This window comes from Pseudomonas sp. RP-B7, from assembly GCF_059803535.1.
In genome coordinates, this window is the sequence record NZ_JAPFHC010000031.1 from 20,620 (window position 1) to 41,614 (window position 20,995).

Genomic DNA, 20,995 nt, shown 5'->3' on the forward strand with positions numbered 1-20,995 from the left:
AGCGGGCTTGCTCGCGAAAGCAGTCTCACATTCAACACAAATATTTCAGGGCAACCACATGAAAATCAGCCGCCAAGCCTACGCCGACATGTACGGCCCCACCGTCGGTGACAAGGTCCGCCTGGCCGACACCGAACTGTTCGTCGAAGTCGAACAGGACTTCACCGTCTACGGCGAAGAAGTCAAATTCGGCGGTGGCAAGGTCATCCGCGACGGCCAGGGCCAGAGCCAATTGCTCGCCAGTGAAGTGGTCGACACCCTGATCACCAACGCGCTGATCATCGACCACTGGGGCATCGTCAAGGCTGACGTCGGCCTCAAGAACGGGCGCATCCATGCGATCGGCAAGGCCGGCAACCCGGACATCCAGCCCGGCGTGACCATGGCCATCGGCGCCAGCACCGAGGTGATCGCCGGCGAAGGCATGATCCTCACCGCCGGCGGCATCGACAGCCATGTGCATTTCATCTGCCCGCAGCAGATCGAAGAAGCGCTGACCAGCGGCGTCACCACCATGATCGGCGGCGGCACCGGCCCGGCCACCGGCACCAATGCGACCACCTGCACCTCGGGCCCGTGGCACCTGGCGCGCATGCTCCAGGCCAGTGATTCGTTCCCGATGAACATCGGCTTCACCGGCAAGGGCAACGCCAGCCTGCCGGAGCCATTGATCGAACAGGTCAAGGCCGGCGCCATCGGTTTGAAGCTGCATGAAGACTGGGGCACCACCCCGGCAAGCATCGACAACTGCCTGAGCGTGGCCGACGACTACGACGTACAGGTGGCGATCCACAGCGACACCCTCAACGAGTCGGGCTTCGTCGAAACCACCCTAGCCGCCCTCAAGGGCCGCACCATCCACACCTATCACACCGAAGGTGCCGGTGGCGGCCACGCGCCAGACATCATCAAGGCCTGCGGCTTCGCCAATGTGCTGCCCAGCTCGACCAACCCGACACGCCCGTTCACCCGCAACACCATCGACGAACACCTCGACATGCTGATGGTCTGCCATCACCTGGACCCGAGCATTGCCGAAGACGTGGCCTTCGCCGAAAGCCGCATCCGCCGCGAAACCATCGCCGCCGAAGACATCCTGCACGACCTCGGCGCGTTCTCCATGATCAGTTCCGACAGCCAGGCCATGGGCCGCGTCGGCGAGGTGATCACGCGCACTTGGCAGACCGCCGACAAGATGAAAAAACAACGCGGCCCGCTGCCCGGCGACGGCCCCGGCAACGACAACTTCCGCGCCAAGCGCTACATCGCCAAGTACACCATCAACCCGGCGATCACCCATGGCGTGAGCCACATTGTCGGCTCCATCGAAGTCGGCAAGTGGGCCGACCTGGTGCTGTGGCGCCCGGCGTTTTTTGGCATCAAACCGACCCTCATCCTCAAGGGCGGTGCGATTGCCTCCAGCCTGATGGGCGACGCCAACGCTTCAATCCCCACGCCGCAACCCGTGCACTACCGCCCGATGTTCGCCAGCTTCGGCGCCTCGCTGCACGCCACCAGCCTGACCTTTATCAGCCAGGCTGCCCAGGACGCCGGGTTGCCCGCAGCCCTGGGCTTGAAGAAGCAGATCGCGGTGGTCAAAGGCTGCCGCGACGTGCAGAAAACCGACCTGATCCACAACGATTACCTGCCGGACATCGAGGTAGACCCCCAGACCTACCAGGTCAAGGCTGACGGCGTGTTGCTGTGGTGCGAACCGGCCGAGGTGCTGCCGATGGCCCAGCGTTACTTCCTATTCTGAGGCGTACGCCCCATCAAGCGGTCAGTCAGCCGGCGCAGGACGTTTTTGCGTTCCTCGCCGAGCTTGGCCATCTCGGCAAAATACTCGTCGTCGCGGATGTCCTGCAGGACCGCATACCGGTTAATCAATACCTCGCTCCTGGCGTTGACAGCCTCGAACTCAGCGGGAAACTCCGCCTGTACATAGTCGACCCAGAACGGTTGGTCGATGATGCCCTCGCGTAACAGCTCGCCACGCTCCAGCGCGACGACGCGCGTGTAGGCGTCTTCGATCATCGCGTCGGTGACGTCCGGTTCCCGGTACAACATGCCCGTCTGCCACGGCAGGTCCAGCCGATCGGCCAGCCGCGTGACATAGGCCAAATGAATTTCCACCTCATCGATACTGGGCACCGGGCGGCCCTGGGCGTCGACCTGCTGAATCAGGCCGCCCTCGCTGTCGTATTGGGGGAACGGGCGCCCCTGGTCGACCAGCTCACTCACCCGGGCATGGGCGATGCGTCCCAGCTCATCGAGCCGTGCCTTGCCCCTGGCCAGGTCCAACAGTTCCAACCGCTTCAAGTCAGGATTGGGCAGCAACAACGCCTCATGCAGCAGTACCTCGACCCCCATGGCATTGAACAACTGCGCCCCTGCATCGACACAGGTGGTGGGCGCCGCGGCCATCTGGAACAAGCGCTCGCGCAGGTCGGCACTACCCGCCATCGCCTCCAGCATGCGCCAGACCTTGGCGGTCAAGTCGATCTTGTACGCCTGCGGTCGTTGATCCAGGTGTTCGCCGAGCTTGCGGATTTCATCGAAAAACGGCTCGCTGTCCACCGCCTCTTCCAGGTCATTCCAGTCCATTTGCTTACTCAGCCACTGCTCCTGGGTCAGCCCACTCATCCAGTGCGCGCTGTCCTGGGCGCCGCGTGGCGGCAACCGTCGATCCGGGTCCAGGCCGACGGATTCGAGGTACAACTTGAGCTTGACGAGTACCTCGGGGGCCAGCCAATCCCGGGTCACCGCCGTCCTGGCCAGGACCCTTGCCCGCTCGGAACCGGGGGCAACGTCCGGGATGGCCGTGAGGCGGTTACCGGTCAGTTCCAACAGAAACTCCCGTGGCCGTGGGAAGGCAAATATTCCGACGGGCCACGCCTGCAAATCGCAACCCGACAGATACAGCCATCGCAGCCGTGGCATACGGCTGATGTCCACTGGCCTGGACAACGGGTTGCCCTGCAGCGCCAGCCATTCCATGCGATGCATGGCGCGGATCTGCAACGCAGCCTCCTGTGTGAGCACCACTGCGTTGTCGGACAGGTCCAGGCCTTCGATGTACCGCATGTCCGCACACACTTCGGGCAAGCGCGTCAGTTGGTTGCCCTCCAGGTTGAGGATGCGTAAGCGACGAAAAGCCGATAGAAATCCCGCCCCCTGGTCGGTCAACCCGCACCCGGGCAAGTGAATGCTGGTGACATGATCGAAGTTACCCGGCAATGGCGGCAGGGTTGCGATTTGTGCGCCCATCGCCGTGTCATTCAGACGTATCCGCTGCCCACGGTAGTTGCCCTGCACATCGACATCCCACTCACCGCTTTTGGCCCAGACCGCTTTAAGGGTGTCATACAGCCTGCGGCGGAGCCTGAGGGTCGCCCTGTCCCTGGGGCCGTCCACCAACCAGCGGCTCAAGACGCTGTCCAGTAGCTTGAACTCGGCTTCCAGCGCCTTGAGCCAGCTGTCATCTTCCAGGTTGCGGCCGCGCAGGTACTCCTCCATCTGCGCGGGGTTGATGGTGCGGTAGAGGTTCCTCACGCGCTCTTCGATGATCCCGCGCCAAGTGCCGCGCCCACGCCCGCTGAGGGGATAGCCCAAACGGTTGTCGGACAGGCGTTGCGGCCACCTGAACCAGGGTTTGCGTACCGACTGCATACCGAGCACCTGGCGCAGCCGCTCGCGGGGCAGGGCCTTGGCGATCAGCAGGTTTTTCAGCTGTTCGCCCTGCCCGACATGGGGCAAGCCGATCGCGTTGCGGTGGGCGTCGGTCAATGCATGTTGCAGGGCCCCGTACAGACCGTTCACTCCATGCAACTCCTGACCCTGGGCGTCGAACGCCTGATACTGCCCCTCAGCGACCCGCACCAGCGCCTTGTACTGCGCGGCATCCGCCGCACCGAAACTGGCACGCAATTGGCCCCCCAGGCTGCCTTCGAGCACCTCCAGGCGCAGGCCATCGTGCCAACCGGGAAGGTTGGCCAGGCTGTTGAGCACCAGGGCTTCGGTGTCTTTGTTGGCCAGGGCTTCGAGGTAGAGCCCTTCGTATGCATGTATCAGCCGCACCCGTTGCTGCAGCCGTCGCGCTTGTTCCGCCAACCGCAACGGCACCCGCACTCCGCGCGCCAAGGCCGCCTGCTCTGCCGGTGTGGCGTCGGCCAGCATCTCGCGCACCATCAAGCTCGGTAGCCCCTTGAAGTCACGCTGCACCAACTTCACCGCCGCGTCGGTCATCGGTTCGGCAGAGGTGTACACGCTGCGCATCAGGCGGGAGCGGCAGTAGTGCGCCCGGGCCTGCAACTGCTGGCGCAAAGCGGCGGTCCGCGACGGCACGTCGCGCCGCGTTTGGCGGCCCACGAGGGTATCGAGCTCGGCTTCGTCGAGGAATTCAACGATGCGCCGGGGTAATTGCCCGGTCATCAGCTCGCGGCGGCTGACCGTCAGGGTGTCCGCCGCGCTCGCCAGGGCGTCGCCGTACCTGACCGAGGCCTCGTCCAGGCCAGCGTCCGCCAGTGCTTCGATCGCCTTGCCCGGCGGCCAGCCAGGCAGCTCGACGACCAGCGACGCCGCATAGCCGCACAGATCGGCGGGCAATAGGCCCGCACCGATCCCACGGGCCACTTCCATCGCAGCGTCGTAGGCACGGAACTCGCGAATCGTATCCAACAGCGCCGCCGGCACCGGTTCGCCGTCCACATGCAGGCGGCGCAGCACGTCTTCTTCTACGCCACTGACACGGCGGATCTGTTCCAGTTGCAGATCGCTGAACCCCTCCACCACCGGCCCCAGACGACGCATCAACGTCACCCCTTGCCAACTCAGGGGCTGCTCCAACTCGTGGTTCCAGGCGCCGTTGCCGTTTTCCACCAGTTGCGGTCGATAGGCATCGGGGCGACTGGGATGCTCGATGTAGTAACCCTCGCTCAGCGGGTCCTGGCGCACGCTGTAGCGCTTGCCCTCCAGGGTCAGAAAATGACGATCACCGACCTTGTGCAGCCCGCGTTCATCGCGAACCGGCTCACCGGGCAAAGGGCTCGTGTGCTCGTAGGCAGACAGGTCGGGGTTCCACAGGCGCGTCTTGCCGCTGGGCAATTGCACCGACTGCAGGTGTTCGATAAACGGCGACACCGTGAAGTGAAACACCGCCGCACCCGCCGCCAACTGCGCCAGGTTTTCCAGCACGTCGCTGATATGCGCCCAACCCGCCTCGCGGTCGCCCTGGCTGAGTTCGATCACACCGTCGAGCACTTCATAGAGCATCTGCCCGACCATCACCACCGACATCACCGCGCCCAATGGCGGTACGGCAATGGCCAGCAGGTTGACCGCGAACAGGCCGATATTCAGGTAATGCTGCAGGCGCAGGGCGCCGGCGGCCTTGTCGGCGTCGGCGGTGGGAATGGCCTGGGCGCGGCCGTCATCGAGCACACGCCGACGCATCGCGTCGAAGCGCTGCGGCCACAGGTCGAACTCGCCCCACATGCCGCCGATGGCGTCAGCATTGATATTGAACTCAGGGTCGGCGATCGGTACGCGCACCTGCGGTTGCGCCGCGCCGGGCAGGGAGTTGAGCGGTGCCAGCGACGGCGCGATGATCTTCGCGGCCAGTTTGCCCCACTCCGAACGCAGCCACTGCGCGGCGAACGGTTGCGGCGGCGCGTCCACCACCAGTTCGGTGAGACGACGGAAATAATGCGGCCGATCCTTGTAGGCAATGAACCGGCTGATAAAGCGCTGGTAGTCGTCCTGGCGGCCATTGCGGGTCTTGAGGCGCCGGCTCAGGTCATTCTGGAACTCGCTAAAGGAGGCATAGCGCTTGATGGGGTGATCGGGGTCATCGGGCAAATAGGCGATAAACCAATCCGAGTACCCGTATTTGACGCAAGGCTCGATGATCAGGCAATCGTGCAGGTGCAGGTTCATCAGACACGGCGTGCGGTACCACACCTGCTTGTCGCCGAGCATGATCGGGCGCTCGCCGGCGGCGACCCTGAGCAGCAGCGCATGGTCGTCGGCGCCGATATCACCCTTGAGCAGCGCGAGGAATGCCGCGGCCAACAGCGCGTCTTTCTGGTAGCGCAGGTAACGTTCGCGCAGGACACCTTCGGCCACAGTGTCCGACGGGTAGAGCAAGGCGTTGAGGTGGGCCTGGTAACGCGCGCCCAAGTCGAGTTGCCGGCACAACTGGACGAACGTGTCCAGGGGCATGGCAGTGGTGTCGCGCTCGAAGTGCCCGCGGGCGTCCGGCGCGGTGATAAACCCCGAGGCGACGTTGAAATAACCGGCGGCGGCCTCCCGCGCTTCGAAATTGTTCAGCGCCGCCTGCAACAGGGACAGGGTCTTGACCTGAAACCCCGCCGTGGCCACCCCGAACGCATCCTCGGCGGGGCTGTACAGGCGCAGCCAGGTGCGGTTCACATCCAGTGGGAAACCCGCGTCTTTGAGCGCCGCCTCCAACAAGGGTTGGCCGAAGGTCTGCACCGACTGCAGCTTGCCCAGGGTTTTCTCCAGCGCATTGAGCGATTCGCAACGCGCGTCCAGCAGAGCCTTGAGCTGTGCCTGCTGGGACTCGCTGCTCGCCGCGTACCATGCCGGCACCTGTGGCGACGTGTGCTTGAGCGCCTGCCGACGCTCGGGGGAGGATTGCACCAGGCAGGACGAGACCGCCTGGCGAATGAACGCATAATGCCGACCTTGCTCGCCAGGTCGTAGGGTTGGGGAATCAGGCATGGCATAACCAACTTTCAGGAGTGAAAGAAGGCCATCCTAGGCCGCCCGGTTTGGCGCGCGGCGCTAACTATCTATCCGCCGCCGTTCAGTCCAGGGGGTGTTCAAGCAGTTCCTGACGCGTCAGGCTTTCGATCAGGGCCGACTCTTCCACTGCCAGTTGTGCCTGCAAATCCTTGGCTTGGGCTTCATAGGTCGCGCGGCTGAGCGAGCCCGCTTCAGCCTGGTCATGCAAGACCGCCAGGCGTTCGTGGTAGGGCTTGCTGAGGGTGTCGAACTGCGGGCGGTATTTACTGGTGATGAAATCCTGCCAAAACTCCCTGGCCATCAACGCCTGGAACTCCTGCGGCGACCCGTTGAGCCTGAGCACCTGGGCCTCGGCCGCGTCGAGCATGGCCGGGGTGACCCGGCCCAGTACGGTAAACCGCGTCTGGTCGGGCTGCCCCGGTAGGTCCAGGCGCTGCGGCCCCTTGAGCCCCACGCGGTAGGCCAGCCGGATTTCCACTTCTTCAAGCTGGGCGATGCGTTGCTGTTTTTGCGCCGTCGACAGGCTCGGGTCCTGGTTGATCGCCGCAGTGCGCGTGGCGATATCGTTCAAGGCGATGCTCTCGACCTGATCCAGGCGAAACAACCCGCGGGACAGTTTCATCAACGCCGGCCCCTGGGCCAGGTCAGTGGCCTGCGCTCGCGCCCGCTCCACCAGGGTCATGACTTCCACATTGCTGAACGACAGCGCGGCGCGGTCGCAGCAGGCGGCGCGTCCGGCCCAGTCGAACATGCGCTCGCGCAAGGCTTCGGACTCGGCCGTGTGCTCGGTGACGCTATCGATCACCTCCCACACCCGTCGCTGCAACTCCGCGTGGCCGACCCCGGCCTCCTGCAGGTCGTTCAACATCTGGAAAAAGCCGTCCGAGCCCGCCTGCCCGCGCAAACCTCGCCACTGGGCTCTACGGGCAACCACCTGAGCAGCGTCGAGACCTTGGGTCCAACGCTGGAACGGGACGGACACAAAGTCTGCATCAAGAAGAGCGCTGCGCCTGCCGGCCGTGCTCACCAAGGCATTGGACCGCTGCGCAGTGAGCAGCCCGGCCTCACGCAACCGGCCGGCATACGCGTTGACTTGCTGCAGCGTGGCGTCGGACAGCGGGTTGTCCGCGAGAAGGGTCACGCCGCTGATCCGCGCACTGTGCGCCAGGTCTTCAGGGGGCGGGTTGATCAGTGCTGCCGGAATGTCGGTCAGTCGGTTGTCACTCAGGTCGATACGGTCCAGCAACGGTTGCTCCCACAGCCCCGTGGGCCAGGTGTCGAGCCCGGCACTGTGCAGGCTCAATGACCGCATATCGCCAATGTTGCTGAAGTCCGGCGACATGCCCAGCGGGTTATTGTCCAACAGCAGCGCACGCAGGGTCACGCGCCCGGCCAGGATCTGCCGGGTCTGCGGCGTCAGGCGAAGCCGGTTGTTTTGCAGGCTCAAGCGGGTCAAGCCTTGCATATGCTCCAGCGCGGGGGGCAGCTCGCGCAGTCGGTTGTTGGACAGGTCCAGCCAGCGCACACCGCGAAAGTTCATCAGGAAGCTCTCCGGGGAAGTCTCCAGCCCCATGTTGCTCAAGTTGAGCGAGCCCACATGGCTGAAATCCGCCTCCAGGCTCGGCAGGCTGGGCAGTGGCAGACCGCTGAGGTCGAGCGCGAAGCCGATGGGCGTGCCGTCACGTGCGTTTCGCGTCGGCGCGTCACGCAGCCAGCATTTGACGATCAGCTCCCGGGCAGTGAAGCGTGCATCGCGGGTCGGGACGTTGCGCTGCAAACGATCGCCACGGATATAACGCTGATGCGCCCCCCCTCCAGAAAAAGCCCAGGCATTGAGCTGTTCGTAAAGTCGATCGAATTCCTGCACCTGGAGCGTCAAATGGGCCTCGGCGTCCTCCCCCAAGCTCCAAATCAGCTCCCTGGCACGCATGTACGTCATGTCGGGGTGCATGTGCAGCACTTGCCGGATCATTGGCGATTCGACGCTGAAGGCGTCGGTGATACTACTGGTGAGCAATTCGGGGTGCTGCCGGGAGAGGCGCAGCCAGTAGTCGTCCACTTGGCGAGCCACCTCGGGTGGAAACGGATTGCCCGCGATCAGGGTCACGCCGTTGATGCGCACCCTCTGCTGGAAATCCTCGGGGGCCGGCTCCAGGTTTTCCCTAGGGATTGCGCGCAGCCGATTGAACTGCAAATCGAAACGCTGCAGGTTGAGCTGATCGCGCACCCCGGCTGGCCACTGCTCGATCCCGGCGTATTTCAAGTCCACGTATTTGAGCTGGGGCATGCCGCTGAAGTCCGGCGCAATCCCCAGGTTGTTGTGGGACAGGTCCACGTACTCCAGGCGTTCCAGCGCCGCCAGGCGGGCCGCGCTGTGCGCCGTCAGTCGCAAGCCATTGTTCTGCATCGACAGGTAGGTCAGCTCGCGCATGGCACCGATGGCCTCGGGCAATTGCTGCACGCCACTGCGGTCGAGCGTGAGCACCTTGAGGCCAGTGAAGTTACTCAGAAAGGTGTCCGCCTCGGGCGACCAGCTCATCGCGCGTATGACCACCGTCTGAACATGCCCGAAGCCGGCGGTGAGCGCAGGTAAACCATGGGGTTGGGCCGGGGTCAGGCGCAATTCGCTGCCTGTCTCGCGTCGCCAGCAGCGTTTGATTTGCTGGGCGACATAGCGCGCATTGCTCTGCGAGAGCGGCGAGGCATGACGAGTGCTGTGGACCCAGGCTTTGAGGTGCTGCTTGAGGTCGGCGTACTCGGTTTCCAGCCGCGTCAACTCACCGCGTACGTTGGGGCCCAATGACTCGATAAAGCCTGTGACTTGCTCGTCGCTGAACGTACGAAACAGCCGGCGCACACGCACTTGGGGTGTACGCAGGGCATTGGCGGTACTCGCCAGTAATTGCGGCAACCCGCGACCGCCACCGAGCAGGCGCATCGCCGGGTCATAGGCGGGTTTGACGATGGGGTGTTCCAGCAGCACCGTGCGCAATGGCGCCCGTGGCAACGGCGTTTGCGCGATGGCCGATTTGAGCTCGGCCACGTTATTCACGCCCAGGGCCTGGCGCTCGGCGCTGCTCAACAGGTGCCACAAGGCCGAGTGGAAGTCGCGCCCGCCCGGGCTGTCGAATTGGCCATCCGCAGTCAGGATCAGGCTGCGCCGGGCGCCCGCGTCCGGGGAGCCGATGGCATCGAGCAGCTCACCGTCGGCCGAAAACTGGCGCAGCTCGATTCGCGAACCGCGCTGCCAGCCCGGCAAGGTTTCCAGCGTGCGCAGGGCCAGGCGCTGGGTGTCGAGGCCCGCCGATTCATCGAGGAACAGCCCTTCATAGGCGCGGGCGACACGGGTTTCCTGCTCCGCCCAACGCGCCCGCTCATCCAGCGTCTCGGGCAGCCGGCCGCCATTGCCCAGGGCCTGGCGCTCGAGCGTGCTGGTGCAGTCGAGCAGTGACCGGGCAACCGGCACCGGCAGTTTCGGGTATTGGGTCAAGAGCTGCTGGACTGCCGGATCGGCGTCCGGGTACAGCGCCCGGTAGCGCTCCTCAAGCAGCGTGTGCTTGAGGTCCGCGGCCTGCTGCGCCAGGTATCGGCGCAGCAGGGTCGCACGCTGGTCGATGCTATCGGCGGCAGTGCCGGGGATGTCCTTGAGTTCGGGGTCTTGGTCTTGCAGGGTGCGCAGCACCTCGGTCAGCCCTGCGCCATTGGCATCCTGCACGTGATTGAGCACCACTTGCGTACGCGGGGTAGCGGCCGGTGCCGGATCGTCCCAGAGCACCTCGCCGGTACTGCCCAACACCCGCAGCGGCTGGTTGCCGAGCAAGCCACGGCGCAGCATCAGGTCCAGTTGCGCGGCCAGGTCGGCCTGCGCGTAGGTGGCCGGGTCGGCACTGCCCAACTGTTCGATGAAGGTAGTCAGCTCCTGGTGCAGGCGAAAGCGCTGGAGGGAGTCGGCCAGCAGCAGTGGCGTGGGTTGCTGATCGGCGTGCACGGTGCGCAGGGTGTCGGTGTCTATGCCGCTGGCCAGTTGCGCCTGCTGGCGCGCCTCGCTATTGAGGGACTGCACATCATGGCCTAGGCGCCTGAGCACGGTTGTGGCGTCCCAGGTCAGCGGTTCTTCGGCCTCGTGGCTCCAGGCACCCTGCTGGTTGTGTTCCAGCAAGGGCTCGTAGGCGTGCGGCCGGGTGGGGTGTTGTACGCGGTAATCGCCGCTGTCGACATCCTGCCTGACGCGGTAAAAATCGCCATCCAGGGCCAGCACTTTTTGCCCCTGGTGCTCGAACAGGCCCAGGGCATCAGGCTGGGCGTCCGGTGCCAGTTCGAGGTCGACCTTGTAGGGCGCCAGGTCCGGTTTCCATAAGCGCTGTTCACCGTTCGCTAAAGTGACCGGCTTGAGTTGCTCGGCCACACGCGACACCTGAATGCGCGGCAGCACGTACGCGCCGGCGCCGATAAACCCCACGTTCAACGCCACGCTGGAAAAGTGCGCCCACATCGCGCGGATGTCGTCATTTTCAAAAGCCTCGATGCCTTCATACACCTCGTGGCACATCTGCACCGCTCCCACCGCCAGCATGATCGGCCCCAGGCCGGGCACCACGAAGGCGGCCAGGTTGAACACGCTGACCACCGCATCCAGATAGCTCTGTAACCGCTCCTTGCGCGCCTTGCTGTCTTCATCGCCGGTAGGCACGGCTACGGCGCGAGCGTCGGCGCGAATTTTCTCGACCATCGCCCGGCGCAATTGCGGCCACAGGTTGCCCCTGAGGGTGACGTCGCCCAACGGCAGCTGGGCGGGGTTCGACCGCAATGGGAAATCGCCTTGCGCGTCCCTGTCCGTGGGCTGGTACAGCCGGTTGAACTTGCGAAAGAACTCACCTTGCTGGCGCACCGGAATAAAGCGGCTGAAGAATCGCCGGTAGGCGACGCTGTGCAGGCGCATCCTCAGGTCCGCCATGAACGCGGCGCTGTGCTCATACTCGCGTAACGGTTGTTGCGGATCGTTGGGCAGGTACACCACCAGGCGCTGGGGCGTGCCGGCGCCGGACCGGCTCGGCCCGATCAGCAGCGGGCCCACCAGCACAATACCGAATACCTTGAGCGCCTGGACGACCACCGGCCGGCCATCCAGGGTGATGGCCGGAGCATCGGCCAGCAGCTGTTTGAGCATGTCATAGACCGGCGCGCTGATGCCGGACGCCACTTGGGTACTGTTCGGTTTATGCGCATATTGCAGGTGCGCGATTTCGGTACTCACCGCCAGATGCTGGCGCTGGTGCTCTTCCAGTTGCCCCTCCAACGCCTCGCGCTCGCCGGGGTCGGCCGGTTGCAGGATGTCATTGATGTGTTGTTGGTAGCGCGTGCCCAGGTCGAGGTTACGGCAGAGCGTGGCGAACAGATGGGGGGCGATGGCGACGGCTTCGGCGCTGACCGTGGGATAGCGCACGATAATATCGCCGTCGTAGCTGCCCCATCGGGTGATGACCTGGCAATCGCTGCAACGCGGCGGCTTTTGCTCGGCGGGTTCGAAGTTGGCCAAGGCCGCTTCCAACAAGGAAATGCCACGGTATTCATGGTTCAGCGACGGGTCGTTGGTGCGGTCCAGCACCAGGAAGCCCCACAGGTCATCGCGATCCTTGAACGCATACTTGCGCGCGAAATAGACATTGCGCACATCCACATCAAGACCGAAGCGGCTCTTGATCGCGTCCTTGAGCGGCTGTTCGGCGAACTCGAAAATGTCGTTAAGGTTGCCCAGGCGGTTTTCCAGTTGGTTCAACGCCTGGCGAAAATGACGGTGTGCGCTCGACAACGCAGCGTGCTGCTGCGGCGTCGCCCGGCGATACCAGGACGGCAGATGCAGTTCGTAGTTGCCCAACTCGGCCTGGCGCGATGCCGGGGCCTGGGAAAACCAGGCCGGCACACGCTCCTTGAGCACGTCGTAATGAACGCCGCGCAGGTCGGCATTGAGGGTGCCGCCTTCGGCGGGCGGAGGTTGCAGGTCAGGCATGAGGGTCATCCATTAGGTGTGAAAAGACCCTCAGCCTACTGAGCCTGTGCGCCGAAAAAGCCTGACTATGTACCCCGTGCTCGCTTCACGGGAACAAGGCCTTGACCATGTTTTCGGTGTAGCGGTAATTCAGGCGCAGCTCGGCTCCCGCGGGGATATCTTGCGACGCCCACAGCGTATTGAGCAGCAGGTCCTTGGTCACCGTGCGGGCATTCGGCCCCATACCCAGCAGCATCTCGACCTCCACGGCAAAGGGTATGTTCTTGAGGTTGTACCCCTCGCTCGCCTGGCGCACCGGTTTGCCCTGGGCGTCATACTCAAACAGCGTATTGATCCTTGAGAGGATGTTGTCCCCCGTCTGAACGATCGGCTTGGTGACGAGCGCACCGCCCTCAACCACCCGGCGACTGCCCACGGTCATGGCGAACGTGTGCCCCTCAGTACCCTCGACTCCCGCGGGCAGTACAGTACCGCCGTAGACCCCGACGATTTCGCCTTTGGCGATACGCCGGTTGGCCACCACCGTGATTTGCCCCACCAGTGCCTGCTCCCCCGGCGCCTTCATATCCGCCGGGGTGAACGTGCGCACTTGCAGTTGCTCGTCATACAGCCTGGCCACGTCCTCGTAACCGCCGAACCGGATGTAAGGCTTGATCTGATCGGAGCTGTACTTGACCCCGCCGATTTCGACGACCTTCTCCAGCTGGGTGATGCGCATCGCTCGGCCCTGGAAATCGCGCAGCGGGTATTTACCGTTGTTGACGCGGTTGTAGGTGCCCGGCAGATTGCGCGTGGTCGCGAAATGGTCAGCGCGGCGCATCGCAGCGCGTTCCTCGGCGGTGTAGGGGGCGGCCGGCATGGATTCCGAGGCCACCTCGAACTCATCGTCGGAGCGATCCGAGGCCGATGCAAATTCATCATCGGACGGCGTCGTCAGGCCCCCGCCGAGCGATCCCCGGCGCCGCCACACGCCGTTGATGTCGGGTTTGGCGAGAATCCCACTGCTGACCAGCGCTTGCGGATCATTCGGTGCCGCTACCCGCAACACATAGTGCAAGCCATCCCCGGCATCCGGCATGCTCGCCACGAAATAGGTCTTGCCGTTGAATGAGATCGCCCGGCCCTCCGCACGCGGCATGCGGTAACCGATGCCATGGCTGGAGCCAGGCAGCGCTTCCATACCGGACGCACTCACCGGCGCAGACAACGCCGCCACCTCCTGGCGCGACAGCTCCAGCAGTTTCTGGTTGCGCTCAATCGCCCGCTCCACCTCCAACGCCTGCAGGGCTTGGGCGTAAGCCTCCGTGGAAATGTCCGGATGCTCATCCTCGATCTGGTTCTGCTTCTGCGCGGCGCGCTGCTGCAGCGCGCTAAGTTGATCGGGGTAGAGGTCTTCGAGGTAGCGCACCCAATAGTCGCGGGCAATCAGGTCGTCATAAAACGCCTCGGTCGTTTCCCGTCGCTCCACTTCACGCAAAGCCTGGGAGCGGGCTTCGCCATCGATGGGCGTACTGTAACGCATATAGTGGGGCTGGCCGGGCAACGGCAGACCGTCGCGCCATCCATGGGTCAGGCCGATGCGGTAGCTCAGGCGCACCTCGGCGGGGTCGTGGCTGGTCCTTGCACGTTCATGCGCCAGGCGCTCCACCTGGTCCAGGCGGAACAACTGGCGTGACAGACGCAGCAGCGCCCGCCCGCGGTGCTCCAGGCCCGGCGGCACATCGCGCAAGGCGTTGTACTCGAAGACTTTCACCTCCAGCTCGCTGAAGGCCAGCGTGCGCCCGTCCGCACAGGTGCCGTGGGTACGCGACATGCTGAACAAGGTTTCACGCAGTTCGGTATCGCGCTCGGCGGCTTCCAGCACACTCCACACACGACGCGTGAGGTCGGCGCGAAACAGGCGGAATTCCTGGGTGTCCTGCAGGGTCTGGAGCAGGTGGAAGAAGTGCACGTTATCCGGCTCGTTGGCCAGCCGCTGCCACAACGCGCGATAGTCGGCGACGTCCGTGGTGGGGACGGGGGCCAGCCAGGGCGCCAGTTGTCCGGGAATCGCCTCGACGGTCTCTGGCTCGATCACTTCATCAGGCGCGATTGGCTGTTCGATATCCGACCCATCATCGTCACTGTGCTCGCCCATTTCATCCCGGGCATAGCCCAGCGCAGTGTCACGGCCCCGGCGCTCGGCGTATGCCCTGAGTCGCTCCAGACTCTCGCGGGACAAGTCGGGGTTCATGCTGAGGTCGGTGCCCTCCATCAAGGTGTCATGTTGGCCGTCCAGGGCCTGGGCCGGGATCGAGGTGATCTCGTTACCGCTCAGGTCCAGGGTGCGCAGGCGCGGCGCCTGCAACACTCCGGCGGGCCAGGCCTGCAGCAGGTTATGGCTGAGGTCGAGGGCCTCCAGGTTATCCAATTGCTCGACGCTGAAGGCTGGCAGGTTGTTGTAGCCCAGGTCCAACGAGCGCAGGTGCGCCAATTGTCGCAGTGTGGGGTACAACGGTTCGGGGTCGGTCAGGTCCAGGGTCGCCAGGTCGAGTTGCTCCAGGCGCGGCATGCCCGACACGGCCCGGGGTAGCTCGGGCAGGTACTGGCCGTTAAGCGTGAGCCTGCGCAGCTCGGTAAACGCCTGTAGAAAATCGTTGGAGCCTTGGGCGGTGATGCGCACGCCCGTCAGGTCCAAGTGCTGCACATGGGAGAAATCACCCGGCAACCCTGGCAGGTCACCCAGTTGCAGGCCGCTGAAATCCAGGCTGGCGAATGGTCGCACGTACCCGCCAGGCACGCCTTGGCGCCAGCATTCGACGATCCGCGTCGCCGCCAAGGCGCGCCCCTGTGAGGAGATCTGCCAGCCTTCGCCCGCCGTTTGGCGTACAAATACCCAGCCGTTGAGCTCGACGGTCAGCGCGTCGAGCGTCTGGTTCCATTGGCGCAGCCTTGCCTCCATCACGGCCTGCGACAGCCCCTGGCGCTCCAGCTGTTCGAGACCTTGGCGCAGTTGATCCGCCGAGAAGTCCGGGCATAGCCGTTGCAGACTTTGTGTGCGCCACAGCGGGCCTTCGCCGTCCGGTAGCGCCGGGGCCAAGGGCAGCAGGTGGCGGGCAACCGACGTAGCGGTTTCCTGTGGCGCAAACTCGGTAGACGACTCTGCTTGCGCGGCAAATCGCGCCAACGCCCCCTCGGGCAGGCCACGGTTGCGTTCGACGCGCTGCAGGGCTTGGGTCAGCGCAGTCTGCGCGGTTTCATCCAACGGCGCCCCCAGCAGGTTGAGGCTGAGCACCAGCTCGTCCCGGGCCAGCGCCGCCGGGGCCAGCGAGGTCACTGCAGAATCGCGCAGGTCCAGCCAGCTCAACTGGGCAAGCTGCTCGACCCCCGTGGGCAAGGCTTGCAGGGCGCTGCCACCGAGGTTCAATGCTTGAAGCCGATCCATGGCGCTGACATCCAGACGGGTCAACGGGTTCTTGCCCAGGTCCAGGGTTTCCAGCAGCGACTGGTCAGCGGCGGCCAGCGGCAGTTCGCCCAAGGCGCAGTCGCTCAGGTCGAGGTTGCGCAGTTGGCCGAACCCACGGATAAACCCGCGCAACGACTCTAGGGGCGCGCGCAACCCACGCAGGTTCAGGGTTTGTACATGGCTGAAGCCTTGTGCAGGTAACGGCGGCATCTCCAGCACCGACAACGCGGGCAGTTCGAGGGTTGTGGCGTAGTGCGGCGCGTTGTAGCGCTGTAGCAAGCCGTCGTACCAGGCATTGTCGATGGCTTGCGCCGCCCGCATGCGCATCAGGTGATCTGCCGAGTAGGTCTGCGGGCCTTGCCATGTGGCCAGGTCCGCGCTCAAGGCAGCCTGTTCCGCACTCAGCGCCTCGATGGCTTGGAACCTGGACCGAGCACCTGTCCACCGGACCAGAAACGCTTCCTGCAGTGCCGCTGAACGTGCCAGCGAGCGTGAATAGTCGACCATCATGTTGTTCCGTGTGCCGAGCCGAGTCAGTTCAGCCTGACAGTACTCTCGCACCATTTCTTCCTGGTCGATCCAGTGCTCGGCCTGCGCCTGCACGTACTCATAGGCAGCACGGAATTGTTCGGGATCAAGCCGTGACCAGTCCAGCGACAAACCGCGCCACAGACGCTCATGCCCAGGCGTGAGCAGCTCGGGCGGCAAGCTGCGCACCGACATACGCTTGAAGTCCACTCGCTCAAGATGGGGCAGCCTCAGCAGTTCTGCAGGAAGCTCGGACAGGAAGCCCCCTGACACCCGCAGATAGCGCAATTGGGTAAAGCCGCTGAAGTCCATCTCCTGGTTGAGTTCCATCACATTCTGCAGCGTCAGCGAGCGCAGTTGGGTCAACCGCTGCAGCTTGGCGACCTGGGTATCGACGAAGGCCGGCGTCGATATATCCCGGGTGATTTTCAGCTCCGTGAGCGCCGACAGGTTCAGCAGCGCATCGGGCACTCTGCGCAGGTCCGAGCTAGTCATCCTGATCTCAAGGTTCTGCACGTTGGAGAACGTCGCCAACAACGGCTCCACGGTAGCGTCCGTTAACCCTGCACCGCCCACCACCAAGTGTCGCACGTGGGAAAAATCAGCTTCCAGCGGCGGCAATGGTTCATTGATAAACAGCTCCAGCCGGGCGAACTGTGGATCCTCCGCCAACGGTGCTCGCTGCCAACTGCCTTTGATCGCATCGGCCACCCCGCCTCGTCCCAATACCCAGAGATTCCTGCCAGCGAGCGATGGCTGCTGTGGGCCGGTCCATTGGTCCAATGTCGACTCCAGGGCCTGCCATTCGCGCTGGCGATTGTTGAGCAGGTGGACGATGTCCCGCTCCGATTTTCCACTGAGCATTTGCCGGAGGATAAACCCGTTGGCCTGATCATTTGTCAATCGCGTGTACACCGCCTGCACCCTCGTCGTCAGGTCCGGCGACGCCCCTGCGCCCCGTCCACTGGCCGGGTACCCCACCAGTTTGTCAGCGATGCGCTGCGGTGGCCGGAACCAGGGCTGTTGGTGAAGACGCCCGGTGACGATCCGGGCGGACGCCAGGCGGTGCTCTAGCGCGTGATCGCGGATCAGGCGCTGCAACCTTGCGTGCTCGCCCACATGGGCAACGCCGAGGGATTGGCGCGCATCATCCGGCAAGGCATGCATGAGCGACGGGAAGAAATTGTCACCGTACGCCGGCACGCTGTTGAGGGCCTCGCCCCTTTCATCAAACGCCTGGTAGGTGGGCCCGCGCTTGACCAGGTATTTGCGCTGGGTGGCCGCCTCGCTGCCGATCCCGTCGAGCAAGGTCCCGGCCATGTTGCCCTCACGCACCTCCAGGCGCAGGGTTGACGGCCAGCCGGGCAGGTCGGCCAGGGTTTGCAACGCCAAGTGACGGCTGTCGGCCGAGGCCATGTTCTCTCCGGACAGACCGGCAAAGGCCCGTGCCAGTCGTCCCTGCTGGGCGTACCAACGGCCCTGCTGCAACAGGTGCAACGGCACTGTATTGCTGGCCTGCATGCGCGCGATTTCCTCTCCATCGGCCTGGGCCAGCACCGCTTGCGCCGCCGGCTCGCTGAGCCCGGGGCACTCGCGTTGCAGCCGGGTGACCCACGGCGCGTGCGGCTCGGTGCCGTTGTAGAGGCTGTCGAAGATCGCCGGTTTACGGGTGCGGGCAAAATCGGCCAACTGCTTGCGCAACTCCTGGGGCCTGGCAGCCACCACGCGCGCTGGCTCACCGCCCAGCATGCCGGTGATTTCCGCTTCGTCCAGTTGGGCCAGGATGCGCTGGGGCAACTCGCCACTGAGCACATCGGCGCGGCTCACGCGGATCGCCGGTTTGCGCTGGCGCAGGCCAACCAGACGCTCAACCCCGTACTGGATCGAAGGCCCCGCCAACTCGGGACCTTCGAACACTTGCAGCACCCGCCCCAATGGCCAGCGCGGCATTTGCGTGACCAGGGGCAGGCTGTAGAAATAACGGCCATTGATCGGCTGCGCGCCTTCCAACTGCTCGATCACCTCCTCGACGCCGCGGTCGGATTCGAACAAACGCAACGCATCGACCAACGCGGGCGGCGGCAGGGCATTGTCCAGGTGCATTTTGCGCAGGGCAGCCTCATCGACACCGCTGATGTCGGCGGCCCTGAGCAGCGTTTCGTCGCTCAAGCCCTCGACCGCCGGGCCCATGCGCCGCAGCGACGTGAGACGATCCCAGTGTTGCGGACGCTCCAGGGCCAGGCGCCAGGCACCGGCGCCATTGTGGCTGAGCAGCGGCTGATAAGCCTCGGGATCGCTGGGGTGGCGGATACGCCAGCGCTGCTGCGTTTCGTCCCACGCCTGTTCGTAGACCTTGCCGTCGAGACGGATGTAGGTCTTGCCATTCAGCCGGAATTGACCTTGCGCGTCAGCGTCGCCCGGCAGGCTGACGGCCTGTTCATAGCCCTTGAGGTCCGGTTTCCACAAGCGTTGTTCGCCACTGGGCAAGGTCACCGGTTCAAGGTTTTCGATCACCGGTTGCGCCTTGACCGACGCCAGTTTGGCCAAGCCTTTACCGACCCCCGCCGTGACGGCGAGGAAGGCAAGGTTTTGCGCCACGTCCAACAAATGCGCCTTGGCCGCCTGGCGGTCGCCTTCGCTCCATTCGATCGCGCCCGCGAAACTTTCGTACAGCAGTTGTGCGGCCATCACCCCCATCATCAACTCGCCCAGCACCGGCACGAACATCGACACGGCGGTGAACAGCAGCATGCCGATGTTGAGCAGGCGCGCGAGTTTTTCCGAGCGCACCCTGGCATCTACGTCCGCCGTCGGCACAGCGTGGGCACGGGCGTCGGCAACCAGCTTGGCGCGATGCTGGTCGAACAGGTAATCCCACAGGTCCACGTTGTCAGCCCAGAGACCATGGCCTGCGCGTGGGATGTCCCGGGGAGCCAGGAACGGGTCGGGGTTCGCTTGCCTGGGCGGTGGCGAGCCAGGCGGCAGATGGCGCAACCCGGTAAAAATGGCAAACGGATTGACGCCCTTGGCAATCTCATTGAGCAACGGTGCATAGCTCGCCACTTTATGGCTGAACGACGGATCTGGCGCGGCTTTCGTCAGTTGCCTGAAGTAATCAGGCAGGTCGGCATACGCGACGAAACGGCTGAAAAAGCGTTGGTAGGGCGTCGGGCTGCCGTCATCCGGGGCCTTGGCATCGCGCTCGGTAAAGCGCTGCTTGAACGCGCGGTCCATGGTCGAGGCGCTGTAGCGTTTGAGCGGTGCGTAGGGGTCGTGGGGCACGTAGAGGATCCACTCGTCGGTGTACCTGTACTTGTCACTGATCACGAACAGCACGCAGCCGGTCATGCGGTGCTTCATCAGGCTCAGGTCGCAAAACCACACCGGTTTGCCGCCCAATCGTGGAAACCGCTCGCCGTCGGCGACCGCCAGCAGCATGCGGTAGTCGTCGGGTTCGATGTCCTTTTTCAGCAGCGCCATTTCTGCGGCCGCGCGCAGTGCCGCTTTCTGTGCGGTGGTGAACTTCTCGCGCAGTACAGTGCGGGTGACTGCGTCTTGGGAATAGAGGTAATCCTTGAGGTAGGCCTGGTACTGCGCACCGATGTCGAGGCTGCGGCACAGGCTGGTGAATTGCTTCACGCTAATGCCTGTTGTGATGGCCTTGAACGTGCTGGCGGTGTCCTGCTCAAGAAACCCGGAGGACTCATGAAAAGCGCCGCTTTCGCACTCCGCGGCTTCGAAGTTGTGCAACGCGGCCTGCAACAACGGCAGTTTCAACACCTCATAGCTGGCAATATCGATGCCGAGAACACCCACTTCGACAGCCTGCCTGAGCTGCAAAAACGTCGTGTTGACGTCGAGGGTGACGTTGAATTTCTCCTTGAGGGCATGCACCAGCAGCGGCTCGGCAAAGCGGTCGATGCCTTGCAGGCCGGCCATGGCTTTATCCAGGCGCGTCTGGGTAGTGAATGCAGCGCGAGTTTGCGTGTGCAGGGCCTGGCGCTGCGCCGCCGTGGCGTGTCGGTACCAAAGGGGGGGCTGGGTGGGACTGTCCCTGAAGGCGGCCAGGCGTTCGGGTGTGGCATCGACCAGCCAATCGGGGATCGACCGTTCGATGAAGTCGCCGTGCAGGCTGCGGGAAATCGGCGGATGCGCCGGCGCCGTGGCCGGCGCGGCAGAGGTGATATCGGGCATGGCTTAGCTCCTTGGATTGGGAGCGTCAGCACACCATGCCCGACGGAGCAGCCCGC

At 64.3% G+C, this 20,995-nt stretch carries 4 protein-coding genes; 1 reads left to right on the forward strand and 3 read right to left on the reverse strand.

All coding sequences use genetic code 11. The annotated features are described in order from the left end of the window. Positions 1 to 58 precede the first annotated feature (58 nt). Positions 59 to 1,759, forward strand: coding sequence for an urease subunit alpha (ureC, locus tag OPU96_RS23130; protein ID WP_498559759.1), 1,701 nt, complete (start codon positions 59 to 61; stop codon positions 1,757 to 1,759). Here the strand turns inward: ureC and OPU96_RS23135 are convergent. From OPU96_RS23135 to OPU96_RS23145, 3 genes are all read right to left on the reverse strand, one after another. Next, positions 1,744 to 6,741 (reverse strand): dermonecrotic toxin domain-containing protein, encoded by a 4,998-nt coding sequence (locus OPU96_RS23135; protein ID WP_498559760.1) that lies wholly within the window; start codon positions 6,739 to 6,741, stop codon positions 1,744 to 1,746. The genes ureC and OPU96_RS23135 overlap by 16 nt on opposite strands. Positions 6,742 to 6,826: 85 nt before the next feature. After that, complete coding sequence (locus OPU96_RS23140) at positions 6,827 to 12,772, reverse strand: NEL-type E3 ubiquitin ligase domain-containing protein (protein ID WP_498559761.1); 5,946 nt, start codon at positions 12,770 to 12,772, stop codon at positions 6,827 to 6,829. An 85-nt stretch (positions 12,773 to 12,857) separates the two neighbouring features. Then, positions 12,858 to 20,939, reverse strand: coding sequence for an NEL-type E3 ubiquitin ligase domain-containing protein (locus OPU96_RS23145; RefSeq protein ID WP_498559762.1), 8,082 nt, complete (start codon positions 20,937 to 20,939; stop codon positions 12,858 to 12,860). Between the last annotated feature and the right edge of the window lie 56 nt (positions 20,940 to 20,995).